We start from the raw sequence: 17,350 nt of genomic DNA, 5'->3' as shown, positions 1-17,350 counted from the left end.
TTTATCTCACGATTCCGCCCCCATTCGCATCGTGTAACCGGATGCCGGAGGGCCGGCGTCCCGGACGGAATCGCAATACAACCACAGGATTCGGACATGAAAGTCTCCTATCCCATCAGTGCTCTTCGCGGTGACATCTTCGGCGGTCTGACGGCCGGCATCATCGCCCTGCCGCTTGCGCTCGCCTTTGGCGTGGCCAGTGGCGGCGGTGCCGCGGCCGGTCTGTATGGTGCCATCGCTCTCGGTCTGTTTGCCGCCATCTTCGGCGGAACGCGCACGCAGGTTTCCGGCCCCACGGGACCGATGACCGTCGTCACCGCATCGGCCATCGCCGCGTTCACCGGCGATTTTCAGGCCGTGATTCTCGTCATCCTGCTTTCCGGTTTCCTTCAGGTGCTCTTTGGCCTGTTCCGCCTTGGCGGCTTCGTGAAGTTCATTCCCTATCCGGTCATTTCCGGCTTCATGAACGGCATCGGCGTGATCATTCTGCTTCTGCAGATTCAGCCCCTGCTCGGCAGCGCCAGCGCCTGTTCTCCGCTGGCTGCCGCCATGGGCCTGCCGCAGGCCCTTGCCAACCTGAACCCCTACGCGCTGGGACTGGCCGTGGCCACCATGGCCATCGTGTTTCTGACTCCGGCCCGCATTTCGCGCGTGGTGCCGTCTCCGCTCATCGCGCTTATCGTCATGAGCGTGGCCGCCTACGCCACGGATATGCCTGTGGCGACCATCGGCGCCATTCCTTCGGGCCTGCCGCAGATCCATCTGCCCGGCATGCCTGCCGAGCAGTGGAGCCGCATCGTCACTCTCGCCCTCGCGCTGGCCGTGCTGGGCACCATCGACACGCTTTTGACCTCCATCGTCGCCGACTCGCTGACCAAGGAGCATCACGACTCCAACCGTGAGCTCATCGGTCAGGGCATCGGCAACATGATGGCCTCGCTGGTGGGCGGCCTGCCCGGTGCCGGCGCAACCATGCGTACCGTGGTCAACATCAAGGCCGGCGGCACCACCCGCCTGTCCGGCGTGGTGCATGCCCTGTTCCTACTGGCCGTGCTGCTCGGCCTCGGCCCGCTGACGTCGAGCATCCCGCTGGCCGTTCTGGCAGGCATTCTGGTCAAGGTGGGCGTGGACATTCTCGACTACCGCCTGCTGCGCCTCGTACGCAAGGCTCCCCGGCAGGACCTGCTGGTCATGTTCGCCGTGTTCGGCATCACCGTGTTCGTCGACCTCATCGTGGCGGTGGGCGTTGGCGTGGCGCTGGCCTGCCTCATGCTGACCTACCGCATCGCTCGCCAGACCAGCATCAAGGTGACGGGCATGGACCCGGCCGACAACGAGCGCGACATGGAGAAGACCGCCATCGCAGCCAGCGACATGCAGGTGCGCGTCATCACCATCAGTGGCGCGTTCTTCTTCGGCACCTCCTCGCTTATGCAGGACAAGGTGGACCGTCTGCTCGGCACGCGCGTGGTGGTGGTTAACTGCACCGGCGCGCCGTTCATGGACATCTCCGCCGTGTTTGCCCTGAGCGAGATGCTCGAAAAGCTCCGTGACGCCGGTGTGCGCGCCGTGCTGGCCGCCACGGACGAGCAGCGTGGTACCTTGGAGGCCTGCAATGTGGCGGGCATGCTGGGCCCGGACGGCATCCACTCCAGCCTCGAAAGCGCCCTCGACGCGGCCATGAGCATCGTCAATTGCAAGCGCGAGCGCGAGGCCGCCAGCGCGACCGGCGCGGTCTGCGGCACTGCCTCGGCCTAGGCTTCTGGCGAGGCGGGGCGCTTTGGTCGCCTAACCTGCCGATTTGATTGCCTGACAAGCCCCCCAGAGTGTGCGTTCTCCTTGCGAGAGGCCGCTTGTGGGGGGCTTTTTTATAGCCGCGACAGGGAATTGCGAAGAAAAAAGCAAAAAAAGATGCGGAGGGCGTTGACATTTCGGGCGTTGGCCTCTAATTGTCTTTCTCGCCGCTTGAGAGCGGCACTTGAAAAGCACGTCGGGATGTAGCGCAGCCTGGGAGCGCACTTGAATGGGGTTCAAGGGGCCGGAGGTTCAAATCCTCTCATCCCGACCACGACGCGAACAGGGGCGGGCCAGCGAAAGCCGGCTCGCCTTTTTCGAGATTTCACGCTGTCGCGCCTCGCATGGTCGAGGCCAAAACCCCAATGATGACAGCGACTATGCCCATATAGCTCAGTTGGTAGAGCGCATCCTTGGTAAGGATGAGGTCAGCAGTTCAATTCTGCTTATGGGCTCCATCAGACACCACAAAGGCCAGTCCGCAAGGGCTGGCCTTTTTCGTTTGACACTACAAATGACACTACATCATGTAGTGTCATCCTCATCTCCAGCCCCTCGCGAAAGGGCGGCCCGCTCCATCACGCCGTTTCTCGCACACAGGGCCACCCCAGCGGATTCGGGATGCAAGTCGTGTCCTTTTCCGGTATCGTCCGGCTGCTTTGCCCGTACGGCACATGCTGCCGCATCCGCACAAGGGGGACTATTGCCAGATTTCGACATGAGGACCATCCTCGCCATTCTTGTTCTCGTCAATTACGCCTGCGCGGGCCTGATGGTGCTGACGGTCAAGGTCAGCGCAAAGCGCTTTGACGGCGTGAAATACTTCCTGGCCAATTTCGTGCTGCTTTCGGCGGGGATCACTCTCGCCCTGTTTCGCCCCCTCATCCCGCAACTGTTTTCCATCATTCTCGCGAACGCCTGCATGTTCGCGGGCATCGTCGCCGTCGCCTTCGGTGCCGGGAGATTCACGGGGCGCGACATTCTGCGCTCGCCGTATTGCGTCTATTCGGCGGTCTTTCTGGTCGCCTATTCGTACTTCACCTATGCTGTGCCGGATATCCGTGTGCGGACTATGCTGTTTTCAGGTATGGTCCTGCCGATCTTCTGCCACATCGCTTTCGTCTTTCTCCGGCCTTCGGATGGCGGACACCACAGGCATTGCATGTTCGCAGGGATCACGTACGTGCTGTTTTCCATTCTCTACATGTTCCGATTCTATTGCGCCTTTGTCGGCGACGACATCCCGGAATACTTCTCCGCGCATTCGCCGGATGCGGTCATCAACATCCTGACCATCATCTTGACTATTTTCCTCATGTATTCCATCCAGCACATGATAGGGCGCAGGCTTTTGGCCGAGCTTGAGTATTTCATGGACGTTCAGTCCGACATGCTGGTGGAAATGAAGGATATGGCGATCAGGGACCATCTGACGGGGATATATAACCGACGCAAGATCGAGGAGACGCTCAAGCGCGAGAGGGAACAGTTCGAGCGGTACGGGAATCCGCTCAGCCTGATTCTGTGCGACATCGACACCTTCAAGGCCATCAACGACACATTCGGGCATGACGTCGGCGACAAGGTGATCGTCCATATCACCGGACTCATCGCAGGGCACAAGCGGGACGCGGACCGGATCGGGCGCTGGGGCGGCGAGGAGTTCATCATCGTCTCCCCGCAGACCACCCTCGAACAGGCAACCATGATGGCGGAGCGGTTTCGGTCGATCGTCGAGTCGAACCAGCCCGAATGCGTCGGGGGCGAGCGGCCGGTCACCATCAGTCTTGGTGTCGCGCAATTTTCGTCTGGAATGTCCGTCGAGGATTTCGTCAAATGTGCGGACGAGGCCCTGTATGGAGCAAAGCAGCATGGCCGGAACCGGGTCGAGGTCTCGCCATGCGCGCATGGTTGACGTGTCTGTGCCTTTTCCTGTGGGCACCGAACCCATGAAAGCGAAAGGCCCCGGTCGATACTGTCGACTGGGGCCTTTCGCTTTCGTTGTGCCGGAATAGGGAAATGTGTTGCTGCCAGCGTCGGCTAGAGCGGCAGGCTGCCCTTCACGGCCAGCGGGATGCCGCTGACGCAGAGGATCACCGTGTCTGCCTGTGTGGCCATGCGCTGGTTTACGGCACCGGCGAGGTCGCGGAAGCGGCGGGCGAGGGCGTTGTCGGGTACGATGCCGCTGCCCACTTCGTTGGATACCACGGCCACGGCGCAGGGGGCGGCGGCGATGGCATCGGCCAGCTCGTCGGCGCGGGCGAGGATTTTCGCGTCGTCCATGTCCGCCATGAGGCAGTTGGTGATCCACAGGGTGATGCAGTCCAGAAGCACCACGTCGGCCTCGGTGGCGGCTGCGGCGAGCGTCTCGGCCACGGCGAGGGGTTCCTCCACGGTGCGCCATCCCTCGCCTCGGCTGTCCTGATGGATGCGGATGCGTTCGCGCATCTCGTCGTCCAGCGCCTGCGAGGTGGCGAGGTAGGCGCGTCGCGGTCCGGCGGCCTCGGCGAAGCGCTGGGCGTAGGCGCTCTTGCCGCTGCGGCAGCCGCCGGTGACAAATATCTTGCGTGTCATGAGTCCTCCCTGTGGCGCGTTGCGCGTCGGCCACAGGCCTAGCATGGAGCGGTCCCGGTGCGCCAGCCCCTGCGCGGGTGTTCCACGTGAGGCTAACGGTTTTCGGTGTGCGTCTCGGGCTGCGATTTCTCGCTGCGGTCCATGCTCTGGCGCTCGGCGTCGCGGTCCGTGCCGAGGGTACGCGTAAAGCCGGAGAAGAGGGAACGGGCCGAGGTCTTGGAGGAAATGCTGGATCTGCAAAGCGTCATGATGCGTGCTCCGTGTGGAAATGGTTGGTTTTGGGCGCAAGGCCGTGAATGTGGATGCGCGGCGCTACGTGCGTGCGGCGCATGGTCGAGAAGGTCATGGCGATGTTGCCGCGGCCGCGGTCCATGGCTGCGACGATTTCCGGGTCGTAGTGCACTCCGCAGAGGCGGCGAATGTCCGCCAGCGCCTGCTCGAAGGTCTTGGGACGGCAGTAGGGGCGATGTTGGAGCATGGCCGAAAGGCTGTCCGCCACGGCGATGACCCGTGCGCCCACGGGGATGGCGTGCCCGGCCAGTCCGCGGGGATAGCCGGAACCGTCCCACCGCTCGTGGTGGTGGCGGATGATGCCCGCGATGCCGTTTCGCGGGGCGAGGCCTCTGATGGGCTGGACGATGTCCGCGCCGATGGTGGGGTGGCGCTTGATCACAAGCCATTCCTCGGGCGTCAGCGGCCCGGGCTTGCGCAGGATGTCGTCCGGGATGCCGATCTTGCCGATGTCGTGCAGGTGTCCGGCGATGTGGATGGTCTCGATCTCGTCGGAGCTCATGCCCAGTTCGCGGGCGAGGATGCGGCTGACGGCGGCGACCTCTTCCGAATGGGTGTGGGTGGAGTGGTCCTTGGCGTCAACGGCGTTGCCGAGCGCTTGTGCGAGGTCATGCCCCGAGAGCCTGAGATCGAGGCAGGTGGCCAGATCGCAGGTGCCCTTATCATGGGCGGCGCAGGCGATGCCGGGGCATCCGGCGACGGGGCAGGTGTTTTTCATGCTGCGAGTTGCTCCATGCCCTTGCGGACCTGTTCGTGGAATTTCGTGTGGCCGAGGCGATGCGCGTTGAGGGTTTCCAGCGCTTCGCCAAGGAGCTTACGGGCGCAGTCCGCCTTGCCGCGCATGGTCAGCACGATGGCGAGGTTGTTTCTGATGCGTGCGCCCGGCAGGGGGGAGGTGCAGGCGCGCGAGCGCATGAGCGCTTGGCGCAGCATGAATTTCGCGTTGGCGAGATCGCCCCGGTTGCAGCGGTCCATGGCCATTTTGTTGAGCTGGCCCATTTCCATGATGGGGTTCATTGTCGATATCCTCGTAACTCGTGATGATTAGGCCTGTTCCAGACAGTTGCGCAGGGACGACACGCCGCAGGAGTGCGAAAGGTGCAGGCGGATGTCGTTGGCCTTGGCGTAGGTGGCCACCTCGCGGCGGGCCTTGTGCGAGACCTGATTGGTGAACACCACCACGAGGTCCGGCTTGCCGAGCTTGGGGGCGATGGAGTTCTCCTTGCCGGTGAAGACCTTGAGGTCGATGCCCAGCTCGCGCGCCGTCAGGATGTAATTCCGCTTGAGTCTGTCCATTCCGCCGATGACTGCCGCACACATGTCGAGTCTCCTGTCTGGCCGCCCCCCGCGTGCGCGGGGGGCGGGTTTCGTAAGCGTTAGATGCGCGTTCCTATCTGGTAGACGATGACTGCCAGCCCGTAGGCGAGGGCCGTGTTGAAGACCACGGAGAAGCCTGCCCACTTCCAGCCAGCCTCGCGGGCCATGACCACCACGGTGACGAAGCACGGGGCGTAGAGCAGCGTAAAGATGATGAGGCTCACGGCGCTCCACATGGAGAATGCCGGATCTTCGGCCAGCTTCGAGGCCAGGCTGTCGGCATCCTCGGGGTCCACCTCGCCGAGCGAGAAGGCCGTGCCGAGGGTCGAGACGACGACTTCCTTGGCAGCGAAGCCGCCCAAGAGGGCGATGTTGGTCCGCCAGTCGAATCCGGCCGGGGCCGTGATCGGCTCGAAGGCCGTGCCCACGCGTCCGGCGATGGAGTTGCGCAGGGTTTCCTCGGCTTCGAGGTTGTCGATGTCGGCCAGCTTGTCCTCAAAGGTGGCGAGGGCCTCGGCCTGCGCACCGGATGCGGTGGCGGCGTCGAGTTCGGCCTGCACGTCACCGCGCATGGACTCGAAGCGAGCGGTCTGGTCCTCGGGCAGGCCGGGGAAGGTCATGGCCGCCCACAGCAGGATGGAGATGGCCAGAATGACCGTGCCCGCCTTCCTGATGTACTGCCAGCCGCGTTCCCAGGTGTGGATGAGCACGCCACGCAGGGTGGGGATGCGGTAGGGCGGCAGTTCCATGAGGAACGGGGTGGCGGGGCCCTTGATGACGGTGTGGCGCAGCAGCTTGGCCACCAGCAGCGCCATGGCCCAGCCCGCGAGGGTGATGACGAACAGCGCGTCCGCCCCGTGCTGCGGGAAGAAGGCCGCGATGAGCAGGATGAACACCGGCACCTTGGCACCGCAGGACATGAACGGCGCGGTGAGGATGGTGGCCAGCTTTTCGCGGGGGCTGCGCAGGGTGCGCGCGGCCATGACGCCGGGCACGGCGCAGCCGCCGGGAATGCCGCCAGAGATGATGAAGGGCATCACCGAGCTGCCGTGCAGGCCGAAGAACTTGAACACGCGGTCCAGCATGTAGGCCATGCGGGCCATGTAGCCGAGGTCTTCGAGGACGGACAGGCACAGGAACATGAACAGGATGAGGGGCACAAAGCCCAGCACGCCGCCCACGCCGTCGATGACGCCGGAAACCACCAGCGAGCGGACAAGCCCGTCGGGCATGGCGGCTTCCACCGTTTCCGACAGCCAGCCGAAGCCGTCCTCGACGTAACCCATGGGAATTTCGCCCACGGCGAAGGTGAGCTGGAACATGCCGTAGAGCACGCCGAGCATGATGATGGGGCCGAGCAGGGCGTGGGTCAGCACCTTGTCCACGGCGTCCGAGATGCGCAGGCGCTCGTGGGTGACGTCCTTGCGCACGACGCCCTGACGCAGCAGCGAGGCGATGTAGCCGTAGCGGTGGTCGGCGATGAGGCTTTCGGCGTCGGTGTTCAGGGTGGCGCGCAGGTGCTCGGCCAGCCTGTCGGACACGGCTTCCAGCTCACGCGAGAGGACGCCCGCGGCGCGGCCGCGAGTGACGATTTCCTCGTCCTTCTCAAGGTACTTGAGGGCCACCCAGCGCGCGGGGAGACGGTCCGTGAGGAAGCGGGCAGCAACGATTGCGCGCTCCATCTCGTCCAGCGCGGCGTCCACGTCCGCTCCGTAGGAGATGCGCAGTGGGGTGGCGTGACCGTTGTGGGCGCGGGCGTGCTGAACGGCCTCGGCGATCATTTCCTGCGCACCCTTGCCGTCGCGGGCCACGGTTTCCACCACGGGCACGCCGAGCAGCGTGGAAAGCCTGCCGGAGTCGAGCGTCATCTTGCGGCGCTTCACCTCGTCCATCATGTTTAGGGCGATGACCACCGGTGCTCCCAGTTCCATGAACTGCACAGCGAGGTACAGACTGCGCTCCAGCGTTCCGGCGTCCACCACGTCGATGACGGCGTGGGGCTTCTCGCCGATGATGAAGCTACGCGCGGCAAGCTCTTCCTCGGTGTAGGGGGTCAGCGAGTAGGTGCCGGGCAGGTCCACGATGCGCAGGCGCGTGCCGTTGACGGTGTGGAAGCCTTCCTTTCGCGTCACGGTGACGCCGGGGTAGTTGCCCACGTGCTGGCGTGCGCCGGTCAGGGCATTGAACATCGTGGTTTTGCCGGAATTGGGGTTGCCGGCAAGGGCTATGGTCAGTTCTTCGTTCATGTCATCCCTCCAGAATCTCGACGCGAATGTGATCGGCTTCGTTGTTGCGCAGCGTCAGGGTGAAATCCCTGAGCCGGAGTGCCACGGGGTCGCGCAGCGGGGCCTTGCCCGTGACGGCGATCTCTGTTCCGGGGATGAGCCCCATGTCGCGGATTCTGCGGCCGAGTTCGCCATCGGCGTGGACGGCGGTGATTCTGGCCCGTGTGTTGACCGGTACCGTTCTCAGCCCTGTTTCGGATGTCATGTGAGCCTCCTTGCCTTTCCCATTGCCGGGAATCGTGTTGCGCTTGCAATTGAAATTCATTTTCAACATGTAGACCTAAAAGAGGCGAACGGAAAGCCGGGCGACCGGCTGATGGTTCGCCAAGAAAACCCCGTGGCGAGTCGCCGGGGGCAGGGGCCTGTTCGCAGGCCGCGTGAGAGACGTTTTATTGAAATTGAAATCCAATGTCAACACGGATTCTCAATACGAAGGCCTTGGGACGTGTGGACGGTCGGTGTCGAATGTAAAAAGAGTAATCCGTTCGCTGTCTATTGACAATGAAATTCATTTTCAATACTCGGGACGGACGGCGGCTGGAGCCGCTTGTGGAACCGTTATGCGTTGCGCATGGCGTGGCGCGGCAATGGGAAGAGCGGGGCGGGTATGACCGGCCCGGATAGGAATCGCAACGCATTCGTCGGGAGAAGGGCGTGAGTATAAGGAAGTGGTTGGTCGCCATGCTTGTCGGCGTGGTAACCGTGCCTATGGGGCTGGCCCTCGTGTTGTTGCGCGAGGGGTGTCTGACGGAACTCGAATGGTTTCTCGCACTGGGTTTCATGGCGTCCATCGTGCTGGCGTGGCCTGTGGCCGCGCTGGTGGCGCATGTGCTGGTGGTGCGGGACATGCGGGAGATGAACGCCTTTTGCCTGCGGGCGCGCAACGGGGAGTATGGCGAAATGTGGACCCTGCCGCCTGAGCGCGAGGACGAGCCGGAGACGGTGCGCCTGCGACGCAACCTCTATTGGCTGGTGCGCGTGGCGGCGCGGCGCGAGGAGTGCCTTGCCACGCGCCTCGACGTGGAGGCACGCAGCAGTCTTGAAAACGAGCGGCTGGCCAGGATGGATCCGCTGACCGGCGTGTTCAATCGCAGGCATTTCGACGAGTATCTCGTAGGCTGCCTCGGCTGCCCTGTGGCGGGACGCGTGTGTCTGCTGTTCATTGATTGCGATGACTTCAAGGCTGTGAACGACGGGCATGGGCACGAGTCTGGAGACGAGGTGCTGCGGCGTCTGGGCGATCTGCTGTCCGGCGCGGTGCGCGACGGGGCGGACTGCGCCTTTCGCTACGGTGGCGACGAATTCGCCGTGGTGCTGCGCGGGCGAGACCGCGAGGACGCGCGCATCGTGGCCGAGAGGGTGCGGGCGCGCTTTGAGCGTGAAGGCTTGTATGGCACCACGCTGAGCATCGGCGTGGCGGAATGCGCGTGCGGCTGCGCGGGGGGCGACGTGGCGCGGCGGCTGGTTGGCGATGCGGATGCGGCGGTCTACGAGGCCAAGCGCCGGGGACGCAACCGCGTGGTGGCGGCGTGGGACTTGCGGCTTGACGCAGAGGCGCGGGAGGTCGTCACCGAGGCATCCTGATTTCTTCCCTCTTGCGCCACGGGCAGGAAACGTCCAAAATCCCGGCATTTCGACGCGCCATTTCGCCGCGTCGCATTCCAGGAGAACAGACGTCATGCCCTGTGCCATATTCGCGCGCAAGTGGGCCATCCTTCTTGCCGCGCTTTTCCTCATCTGCGTCCGTCCCGCCACGGGCGCTGCCCATCCCCATGTCTTCGCCGACAACGCTGTGACCTTCGTCTTCGATGGCGGCGAACTGACCGGAATCCGTCTTGTCTGGCATTTCGACGAGATGTTCGGCGCGACGCTCCTCGAAGACTATGACGCCAATCACGACGGCGCGTTCGATGCCGCCGAACGGCGCACGCTGAAGAGCGAGGCCTTCGACAACCTTCGCAACTACGGCTATTTCACCTATCTGACCGTGGGCGGCACGCGAAAGCCCGTGAGCCAGGTGGCCGACTTCGGAGCCGGAGTGGACGGCGACGGGATGTACTATTCCTTCGTGGTACCCTGTCGCGTTCCGGCGGGTACCGAGGTCCGCCTCGCGGTGTTCGATCCCGAATACTATGTGGACTTCTACACGCCCGAGGATTCGGCCGTGAGCGTCGAGGGCGCTTCTGCCCTCTCGGTTCGCCACGCCGTGGCTCCCAATCCGAATCTCACCTTCTCGACATGGCTCGTCACGCCTACCGAGATAACCCTTTCCTTCCACAAATGATGAAACGCGTTCTGGTTTCGGCAACGGTCCTGTGCTGTCTGGTGCTGTTCGCGGCCTGTGCCTTTGCGGGCAATCCCTTTACCGGCGGGCATGGGACGGATTCCACGGCGCGTTCCGAGGCTGCGCCGGAGCGGGTGGCCCCGGCCCCCGCATCGTTCTTCGCGCCGGTCCATGCGTGGCTCGCCGGGCAGCAGCGCGAGCTGCGCTCCCGCCTGTCCGCAGAGGTGCGCAGGCTGGGCACGCATCCGTCGCCCGTGGAGCTTTCGCTGTTTTTGTGCGTGGCCTTCGCCTATGGCGTGCTGCACGCGGCGGGGCCGGGGCATGGCAAGTCCGTGCTTGCGGCGTATCTGCTGTCGCGCGGGGGCGGCGTGGGGCGGGCGGTCGGCATGGGGCTTGGCATGGGTTGCGCGCACGCGGCCTCGGCTGTGGGGCTGGTCCTCGTCATGCATCTCGCCCTCGATGGGGCGCGCATGAGCGGCGTCTCGCAGGCTGCGGCGCATGTGGAGCGTTCGAGCCATCTGCTGGTGTTCCTTGTGGGATTGTGGCTCGTGGCGCAGGCGCTTCGCGAGCTGCGTCGCGGTCCGCGTGAGGGGGGCGAGGATGTTTCACAACGTGTTTCAGGTGCGCGTGGGGCGGTGGGCGTGGCGCTGGCGGCGGGGATGATTCCCTGCCCCGGAGCGACGCTGATCATGCTCTTTTCCATCGGCCAGAACGCCTTGCCCCTCGGCCTTGCCGCCAGCGCGGTCATGGCCGCTGGCATGGGCACGACCATCGCCGCCGTGGGCGTGGCCGTGGTCAGCGGGCGCAGAGGGACGCTTGCGGCCTCGGGCGCGGGGGCGCGCCGGACCGCCCGGATTCGCGGCCTTCTGGCTGTGGCGGGCGGCGCTGCCGTGGCCGGTCTCGGAGCCGTTCTTTTCCTTGCCGCGTTGTAAGGATCAGGCTGTGGTGCCGCCCAGCGCGTCGCGCACGGCCTCGGAGAGGGTGCCCATGTCGTAAGGCTTGGGGAGCACGGCGCGGATGCCGTGCTGGTCCTTGGCCAGATGGCGCAACTGGTCCGGAAAGCCGGTGCTGACGATGATGGGCGTGGCCGGGCGGATGGCGTTCAGTTCCTGCGCGAGGCGGTCGCCGGTCATGCGGGGCATGGTCTGGTCCGTGATGACGAGGGCGAAGCGCTCCGGGGACTGTGAGAACAGACGCAACGCGTCGAGGCTGTCCGACGTGCCAGTGACCTCGTAGCCCAGCTCGCCGAGCATTTGGCTCAACACGTTGACCATGTCCGGCTCGTCGTCCACCACGAGGACATGCCCTCGGCCCGCGATGGCCTGCGCCGTTTCGCCGTTTTCGGCCTCCGGCGCGGCGGTCGTCTCGGGCAGAAGCACGGTGAAGACCGTCCCGCTACCGGGGGTGCTGCGCACGCTGATGGTGCCGCCCATGCTGCCCACCATGCCGTGGACAATGGATAGGCCCATGCCGGTGCCCTTGCCCTGCGGCTTGGTGGTGAAGAAGGGGTCGAAGATGCGGTCCAGAATGTCCTCGGGGATGCCTACGCCGGTGTCCTCTACGGTGAGCTGGAGGAAGGATTGGCCTGCGGCTGGTCCGTCCGGCGTGGTCTGCGCTTCGCCGAGGCGCACGGTGAGCGTGCCGCCGCTCTGGCGCATGGCGTAGCCCGCATTGGTGCCAAGGTTCATGACGATCTGGTGAATCTGCGTGGGATCGGCCAGCACCGCGCGGCCCCGTGCGCCGATCTCGCTTTCGATGGCGATGGTGGCGGGCAGGGTGGAGCGTAGCAGTTCCAGCACTTCCTCCACGGCCGGTGCCAGTTCCACGCGGCGGCGTTCCGGTTCGCGGCGGCGGCTGAAGATCAGAATCTGGTTGACCATTTCCCGTGCGCGACGCGCCACGGTACGGATGTGTTCGAGGTTCGTGTGCGGGCGGGTGCCGGGTTCCGCGCGCAGCAGCGCCAGCTCCGCGTAGCCGAGGATGGCGGCGATGATGTTGTTGAAGTCGTGGGCGATGCCGCCGGCCAGCGTGCCCAGTTCCTCCATTTTTTGCCGCTGGCGCAATTGCGCTTCCATGCGCAGTTGCTCCGTTACGTCGCGCGTGACCTCCACGTAGTTGGTGACGCGTCCGTCCTGATCGACAATCGGCGACACGGTGACGTCCACCTCGTAGAGCGTGCCGTCCTTGCGGCGGTAGGTGGAGTGCCCGCGCCATACCTCTCCCTTCTTCAGCCCGTCCCACAATTCGCGGTAGAAGGCCGCGTCCTGCCTGTCCGAACGGATGATGGCGCAGTGGCGTCCCACAAGCTCGTCGAGAGCGTAGCCGGACATGCGCAGGAAGGATGGGTTCGCGTATTCCATGTTGCCGTTGGTATCGAGGATGAAGATGCCGTCCTCGGTCTGCTCGATGGCGGTCATCAGCCGCATGCGGGCGTTGAGCTCGCGTTCGAGGTCGCGCGTGCGCTCGTGCACGCGGCGACGCAGGGAACGGTTCCACGCGATGACGCCCGTGAAGAGCATGAGCAACAGCGCCGCGCCCGCGCCCACGAAGTACCAGAAGCGCTTGTTCTGAAGGAAGAAGGAGACGTAGTTCTGATCGAGGGTGACCCAGCGGCGGAAGATGCGGTCCCGATCGGCCGGGGTGATGGTGTCCAACCCTTTCTGGATGATCTGCGCGAGCATGCGGTCGTCGGCGCGCACGGCGATGCGGTTGAAGATCTTGAAGTCCGTGTGCCCGGCCACGCGCAGGTTGGTGATGCCCTTGTCCTCGATGTAGTAGCTGGCCTGCGGCAGGGAGATGATGGTGGCGTCGATTTCGTCGAAAGAGACGTGCAGGAGCGCCGCGAGGTAGTTGTACACCGGCTGGATGTGCAGGTCCGGGTGGTGGCGGCGCACGAAGTCGATGACCGCGTACTGCTTGGGCAGGGCGAGGTCCATGTCCTGCATGGTGTCCAGCGTGAGGAAGCGCTTTTGGCTCTTGTTGACGAGGATGACCGTGGGCAGTTCCAGATAGGGCCGGGTGAAGACCATGTAGTCGATGCTGGCGGGATTGGCGGCGAAGGCGGGGATCATGTCCACCTCTCGCGATTGCGCCTTATCCAGCAATTCCTTGAGATTCTTGGACTCGACCACCGTGAAGCGCATGTGCAGGCGCTCCTCCAGCAGGTGGAGGTAGTCGGCCACCATGCCCCGATACTCGCCGCGCGCGTCGAAGAATTCGAGCGGCTTGCTCGACGGCGTGGCCCCCACGCGGACGGTGCCGCGCTCGGAAATCCAGCGGCGCTCATCCGGCGAGAGCGGATCGGTCCAGCCCGCAGGGCGCGAGGCGTACCACGTGCCCAGTGCGAGGGTGGCCAGCAGAACGATGATGACGGCGAAGACGCGCTTCGCGTGACTATTCATGGACATGGGGTCTCCGGGGCGTTGCGGTCCGCGGTGCCGATGGGGCCTTGTCCGTGGCTGGTGCGCCTTTGCGGACTTTCGCGGACTCGACATTGCGCGTAAAATCGTTCATTGCTGCCGGTCAGGCAGGGTCGGAAGGGCAACGCGGCGGCGGTTTCGGACGCAACGGAGGAGCGATGGCAAGGATTCTCGTTCTGGACGACGATCCAGACATTTCGAATATCATTTCGCAACTGGCCGAGGATGCCGGACATGCGTCGGTCATCGCATCCTCGCTGGCCGAAGGACTTGCCGCGCTGCGTGGTCCGGCGGTGGATCTCGTGTTTCTCGACGTTCGCCTTCCGGATGGAAGCGGTATAGACGCGCTCCCGGAAATCCGCAAGGCGTCCTCCCGGCCGGACGTGATCATCATCACCGGCCTCGGCGATCCTGACGGCGCGGAACTCGCCATCAAGAACGGCGCGTGGGACTACATCGAGAAGACGAGCACGCTTGCGCAGATTGCCGCGTCAATGGAGCGCGCCCTGGCCTACCGCGAGAAGCACCGCCAGCCTCGGGCGCTTGGCATCGCCCGGCGCGAGCTGGTGGGCGAAAGCCCCGCCCTCATGGCTGTGCTCGAAAACGTGGCCATTGCCGCCAGTGGCGACGCGGGCGTGCTCATCACCGGGGAGACCGGGACCGGCAAGGAGGTCGTGGCCCGCACCATCCACGACAACAGCCATCGCAATTCCGGTCCCTTCGTCGTGGTGGACTGCGCGGCCCTTTCCGAGACGCTGGCCGAGGGCGAACTCTTCGGGCACGTCAAGGGCTCCTTCACCGGCGCGCACGCCACGCGAACCGGTCTCGTGGGGCAGGCCGACGGCGGGACCCTGTTCCTCGATGAGGTGGGCGAATTGCCGCAGAGCGTGCAGGCCACCTTTCTTCGCGTCCTGCAGGAGCGCCGCTATCGTCCGGTCGGTTCCACGCGTGAGGAGGTGAGTGACTTCCGCCTCGTGGCCGCCACCAATCGCGATCTCGCCGCCATGTGCGAGGACGGCTCCTTCCGCAGCGACCTCTATTACCGCATCAAGTCCTGTCACATCGCCATGCCGCCCCTGCGCGAGCGTGTGGAGGACGTGTCGCCCATCGCCATTTACCATCTTTCCCGCCTGTGCCGTCAGTACGGCATTGCCGACAAGACGCTCTCAGACGAGATTCTCGCCGTGCTGGCCCATTACGACTGGCCGGGCAACGTCCGCGAACTGGTGCAGACGCTGGAGCGGACCCTCATGCGCGGACGTGGTGAGGAGGTTCTCTATCCCGAGCATCTGCCCGTGGACGTGCGCGCCCGCGCCGCTCGCCGCGCCATGGAACGCGCCGTTGAGAATCCAGATGCCTGCGCCCCGGTCGTCGTGGCTGGGTCCTTCTCCGACCGACTGCTTTCCGGAAGCCTCCCCGGCTTCAAGGACTACCGCCGTCGCTGCATCTCCCATGTCGAGGAAAAATACCTCGAACGCCTCATGTCCGACGCTGGCGGCTCCATCAAGGAGGCCTGCCGCCTCTCCGGCCTGTCGCGCACGCGGCTCTACGTGCTCATGAAGGAGCACGGCATCACCCGCGACGGCGAATCTGAGTAGCGCGGGCGCGCAGGGCGAGGCCTCCGGCGGCCGGGGCTTTGCCCCGGACCCCAGTCAAGGAAATGATTTCCTTGACAATCCTCACTAGGGCTTCGTCGCGCAAAGCCGCACGGTGCGCCACGGGCAGACGGCCTATCGCATATCGGGGTTCCAAGGGGCCAGCGGCCCCTTGGCCAGCGGAGCTAACGGCTTGCATGTGGCCGTGAACGATACGCCCCCGCAACGGCTCCGCAAACGACACGCCACGCCACCGCGCCACCCGGCGATCTCCTGAAAATCCGCGCCACAACGCAGTCTTTGCGAAAGCAGGCGAATTGGGGTACATGGTGACCAGTGCCTGCGGCCTCCGCGACCGTTCCGGTCCATTCTCGTCTGCACTCCTCTTCCTCGTCATCTCGCATGGTCCTCTTGGAAAAACGGGCTGTGTTCACAAAAGCGGGACAATCCCGTTTCGGTGAACATGTTGTTCCGTGTTTGGGGACGTTTTTGCGGTGTGGGGGAGGGGTGCGACGGGGCGCAGGCGGTGGGTTATTTTGATAACATGCCGCTGTGAAAGGGTATTTTCACGTTGGCACTGTTCGTGATGAGAAACGTTCCGTCCGGGCACCCGAGTGGTGCATCGCGGGACACCGAGTTTGTGGAGGGGGCCGGGCGTGGGGTCCGGCCCTGCCGCGAGACGGCTGTACAATCTAACTGCCAGAGGAATGTGATCCGATGAAGAAGATTCTGTCCGCCCTGCTGTGCATGTTTGCCGTTCTGGGCCTTGCGGCCTGCAACGACGACGCGGGCAAGGCCGAGACCAAGTCCGTCGAGTTCAAGTTCGCGACGCAGCACCCCGTGGAGCACATGGCCCACAAGGCTGCCGAGCGCATCAAGGCCCGCGTGGAGAAGGAGACCCAGGGTCGCGTCACCATCAAGATCTACCCCGCCAACCAGCTTGGCGATGCGTCCCAGATCTATGAGGAAGTCATCCGCGGCTCCATCGACATCGCGCACATCACCGTGCCCGACCAGTACGACTCTCGCCTCGGCATCGGCTTCATCCCCTACATCGCGCGCGACTACGATCAGATCCGCGAGGTGTTCGCCAAGGGTTCCTTCATCGACACCGAGATGGCCAAGATGCACGACGCCCTTGGCGTCAAGTTCTTCTCCTACTTCGGCGAGGGCTTCATCGGCGTGGGTGCCGTGGAACCCGTCGAGAACATGAAGCAGCCCGGCGTGGAAAAGGGCATCATGATCCGCGTGCCCGGACTCGACGTGTTCAAGTTCGGCGGCGAGGAGCTTGGCTTCCGCACCACCTCCATTCCCTACTCCGACACCTACTCCGCGCTGCAGACCGGCGTTGTGAAGGGCTGGATCGGTGGACCGCCGAACCTCAACTACCTCGGCTTCCGCGACGTCATCAAGCACTACTACCAGTACAACGTGAACTTCGAGTCCACCCAGTACGTGATGAACAAGGCCAAGTTCGAGGCGCTCTCCCCCGAGGATCGCAAGATCGTCGAGACCGCCTTCGTCGAGGAGGCCCAGCAGAGCTTCCTGATGGCCGAGAGCGAAGACCAGATGTACCGCAAGAAGCTTGAAGAGGCGGGCATCGAGGTGACCGTGTTCACCACGCAGGAGCTTGAGGAAATGGCCAACTACGTGCGCGAGCACGCCTGGCAGCGCCTTGAGAAGAATCTGACCCCCGAGCTGGTCAACGGCCTGCGGGGTTCCTACAAGTAGTTCCGACAATCATAGGCAGAACGCTTCAACCTCCATGCGAAGCGCCGGGGGCGGCGGACA

The 17,350-nt window shown here is 64.4% G+C and carries 15 protein-coding genes and 2 tRNA genes; 9 read left to right on the top strand and 8 right to left on the bottom strand.

All coding sequences use genetic code 11. The features are described from left to right. Positions 1 to 96: 96 nt before the first annotated feature. The 4 genes from GGQ74_RS13995 (at position 97) to GGQ74_RS13980 (ending at position 3,709) form a co-directional block, all read left to right on the top strand. Complete coding sequence (locus GGQ74_RS13995) at positions 97 to 1,758, top strand: SulP family inorganic anion transporter (protein ID WP_167942211.1); 1,662 nt, start codon at positions 97 to 99, stop codon at positions 1,756 to 1,758. 233 nt (positions 1,759 to 1,991) lie between these two features. Then, positions 1,992 to 2,068 (top strand) — tRNA-Pro (locus GGQ74_RS13990). A 108-nt stretch (positions 2,069 to 2,176) separates the two neighbouring features. Further along, positions 2,177 to 2,252 (top strand) — tRNA-Thr (locus GGQ74_RS13985). Between the two features lie 260 nt (positions 2,253 to 2,512). Further along, positions 2,513 to 3,709, top strand: a complete 1,197-nt coding sequence (locus GGQ74_RS13980) for a GGDEF domain-containing protein (protein WP_167942210.1) — start codon at positions 2,513 to 2,515, stop codon at positions 3,707 to 3,709. 125 nt (positions 3,710 to 3,834) lie between these two features. Here the strand turns inward: GGQ74_RS13980 and cobU are convergent, their stop codons facing one another. From cobU to GGQ74_RS13945, 7 genes are all read right to left on the bottom strand, one after another. Next, complete coding sequence (gene cobU / locus GGQ74_RS13975) at positions 3,835 to 4,368, bottom strand: bifunctional adenosylcobinamide kinase/adenosylcobinamide-phosphate guanylyltransferase (protein WP_167942209.1); 534 nt, start codon at positions 4,366 to 4,368, stop codon at positions 3,835 to 3,837. A gap of 92 nt (positions 4,369 to 4,460) precedes the next feature. Next, the gene (locus GGQ74_RS13970) at positions 4,461 to 4,616 is read right to left on the bottom strand and encodes a hypothetical protein (RefSeq protein WP_167942208.1); all 156 of its coding nucleotides are present in this window, start codon (positions 4,614 to 4,616) and stop codon (positions 4,461 to 4,463) included. Next, on the bottom strand, positions 4,613 to 5,377 hold the full coding sequence (locus GGQ74_RS13965; protein ID WP_167942207.1) for an HD-GYP domain-containing protein: 765 nt from the start codon (positions 5,375 to 5,377) through the stop codon (positions 4,613 to 4,615). Before GGQ74_RS13965 ends, GGQ74_RS13970 begins: the two co-directional genes overlap by 4 nt. Continuing rightward, positions 5,374 to 5,676: a hypothetical protein gene (locus tag GGQ74_RS13960; RefSeq protein WP_167942206.1), complete on the bottom strand. Its 303-nt coding sequence runs from the start codon at positions 5,674 to 5,676 to the stop codon at positions 5,374 to 5,376. The genes GGQ74_RS13965 and GGQ74_RS13960 overlap by 4 nt, the downstream gene beginning before the upstream one ends. 27 nt (positions 5,677 to 5,703) lie before the next feature. Then, on the bottom strand, positions 5,704 to 5,979 hold the full coding sequence (locus tag GGQ74_RS13955; RefSeq protein ID WP_167942205.1) for a DUF2325 domain-containing protein: 276 nt from the start codon (positions 5,977 to 5,979) through the stop codon (positions 5,704 to 5,706). Positions 5,980 to 6,035: 56 nt separating this feature from the next. After that, positions 6,036 to 8,222 carry a ferrous iron transport protein B gene (gene feoB / locus GGQ74_RS13950; protein ID WP_167942204.1) on the bottom strand — a complete coding sequence of 729 codons (2,187 nt, stop codon included), beginning with the start codon at positions 8,220 to 8,222 and terminating at the stop codon, positions 6,036 to 6,038. A 1-nt stretch (position 8,223) separates the two neighbouring features. After that, positions 8,224 to 8,466 carry a FeoA family protein gene (locus GGQ74_RS13945; RefSeq protein ID WP_167942203.1) on the bottom strand — a complete coding sequence of 81 codons (243 nt, stop codon included), beginning with the start codon at positions 8,464 to 8,466 and terminating at the stop codon, positions 8,224 to 8,226. Between the two features lie 449 nt (positions 8,467 to 8,915). Here GGQ74_RS13945 and GGQ74_RS16330 point away from each other — a divergent pair, with 449 nt between their 5' ends. The 3 genes from GGQ74_RS16330 to GGQ74_RS13930 all read left to right on the top strand — a co-directional run bounded on the left by GGQ74_RS16330 (position 8,916) and on the right by GGQ74_RS13930 (position 11,477). After that, a complete protein-coding gene (locus tag GGQ74_RS16330) occupies positions 8,916 to 9,845 on the top strand; it encodes a diguanylate cyclase (RefSeq protein ID WP_167942202.1) in 930 nt (309 codons plus the stop codon). Positions 9,846 to 9,939: 94 nt separating this feature from the next. Further along, complete coding sequence (locus GGQ74_RS13935) at positions 9,940 to 10,545, top strand: DUF1007 family protein (RefSeq protein ID WP_167942201.1); 606 nt, start codon at positions 9,940 to 9,942, stop codon at positions 10,543 to 10,545. Further along, a complete protein-coding gene (locus GGQ74_RS13930; RefSeq protein ID WP_167942200.1) occupies positions 10,545 to 11,477 on the top strand; it encodes a nickel/cobalt transporter in 933 nt (310 codons plus the stop codon). Before GGQ74_RS13935 ends, GGQ74_RS13930 begins: the two co-directional genes overlap by 1 nt. Before the next feature lie 3 nt (positions 11,478 to 11,480). Here the strand turns inward: GGQ74_RS13930 and GGQ74_RS13925 are convergent, their stop codons facing one another. Next, complete coding sequence (locus GGQ74_RS13925) at positions 11,481 to 13,952, bottom strand: ATP-binding protein (protein WP_245168306.1); 2,472 nt, start codon at positions 13,950 to 13,952, stop codon at positions 11,481 to 11,483. Positions 13,953 to 14,122: 170 nt separating this feature from the next. Between GGQ74_RS13925 and GGQ74_RS13920 the strand changes: the two genes are divergently transcribed. After that, positions 14,123 to 15,562, top strand: coding sequence for a sigma-54-dependent transcriptional regulator (locus GGQ74_RS13920; protein WP_167942199.1), 1,440 nt, complete (start codon positions 14,123 to 14,125; stop codon positions 15,560 to 15,562). Between the two features lie 714 nt (positions 15,563 to 16,276). Continuing rightward, positions 16,277 to 17,290, top strand: coding sequence for a TRAP transporter substrate-binding protein DctP (dctP, locus tag GGQ74_RS13915; protein WP_167942198.1), 1,014 nt, complete (start codon positions 16,277 to 16,279; stop codon positions 17,288 to 17,290). Positions 17,291 to 17,350: the final 60 nt, after the last annotated feature.

Source organism: Desulfobaculum xiamenense, from assembly GCF_011927665.1.
GTDB lineage: Bacteria > Desulfobacterota > Desulfovibrionia > Desulfovibrionales > Desulfovibrionaceae > Desulfobaculum > Desulfobaculum xiamenense.
The sequence above is the reverse complement of the archived record's forward strand: the minus strand, read 5'-3'. Positions and strand labels throughout refer to the sequence as shown.

Bases quoted from the DNA above. Each gene is read 5' to 3' on its own strand.
- GGQ74_RS13995 (WP_167942211.1), top strand. From the start codon at position 97: ATGAAAGTCTCCTATCCCATCAGTGCTCTTCGCGGTGACATCTTCGGC.
- GGQ74_RS13980 (WP_167942210.1), top strand. From the start codon at position 2,513: ATGAGGACCATCCTCGCCATTCTTGTTCTCGTCAATTACGCCTGCGCG.
- cobU (WP_167942209.1), bottom strand. From the start codon at position 4,368: ATGACACGCAAGATATTTGTCACCGGCGGCTGCCGCAGCGGCAAGAGC.
- GGQ74_RS13970 (WP_167942208.1), bottom strand. From the start codon at position 4,616: ATGACGCTTTGCAGATCCAGCATTTCCTCCAAGACCTCGGCCCGTTCC.
- GGQ74_RS13965 (WP_167942207.1), bottom strand. From the start codon at position 5,377: ATGAAAAACACCTGCCCCGTCGCCGGATGCCCCGGCATCGCCTGCGCC.
- GGQ74_RS13960 (WP_167942206.1), bottom strand. From the start codon at position 5,676: ATGAACCCCATCATGGAAATGGGCCAGCTCAACAAAATGGCCATGGAC.
- GGQ74_RS13955 (WP_167942205.1), bottom strand. From the start codon at position 5,979: ATGTGTGCGGCAGTCATCGGCGGAATGGACAGACTCAAGCGGAATTAC.
- feoB (WP_167942204.1), bottom strand. From the start codon at position 8,222: ATGAACGAAGAACTGACCATAGCCCTTGCCGGCAACCCCAATTCCGGC.
- GGQ74_RS13945 (WP_167942203.1), bottom strand. From the start codon at position 8,466: ATGACATCCGAAACAGGGCTGAGAACGGTACCGGTCAACACACGGGCC.
- GGQ74_RS13935 (WP_167942201.1), top strand. From the start codon at position 9,940: ATGCCCTGTGCCATATTCGCGCGCAAGTGGGCCATCCTTCTTGCCGCG.
- GGQ74_RS13930 (WP_167942200.1), top strand. From the start codon at position 10,545: ATGAAACGCGTTCTGGTTTCGGCAACGGTCCTGTGCTGTCTGGTGCTG.
- GGQ74_RS13925 (WP_245168306.1), bottom strand. From the start codon at position 13,952: ATGTCCATGAATAGTCACGCGAAGCGCGTCTTCGCCGTCATCATCGTT.
- GGQ74_RS13920 (WP_167942199.1), top strand. From the start codon at position 14,123: ATGGCAAGGATTCTCGTTCTGGACGACGATCCAGACATTTCGAATATC.
- dctP (WP_167942198.1), top strand. From the start codon at position 16,277: ATGAAGAAGATTCTGTCCGCCCTGCTGTGCATGTTTGCCGTTCTGGGC.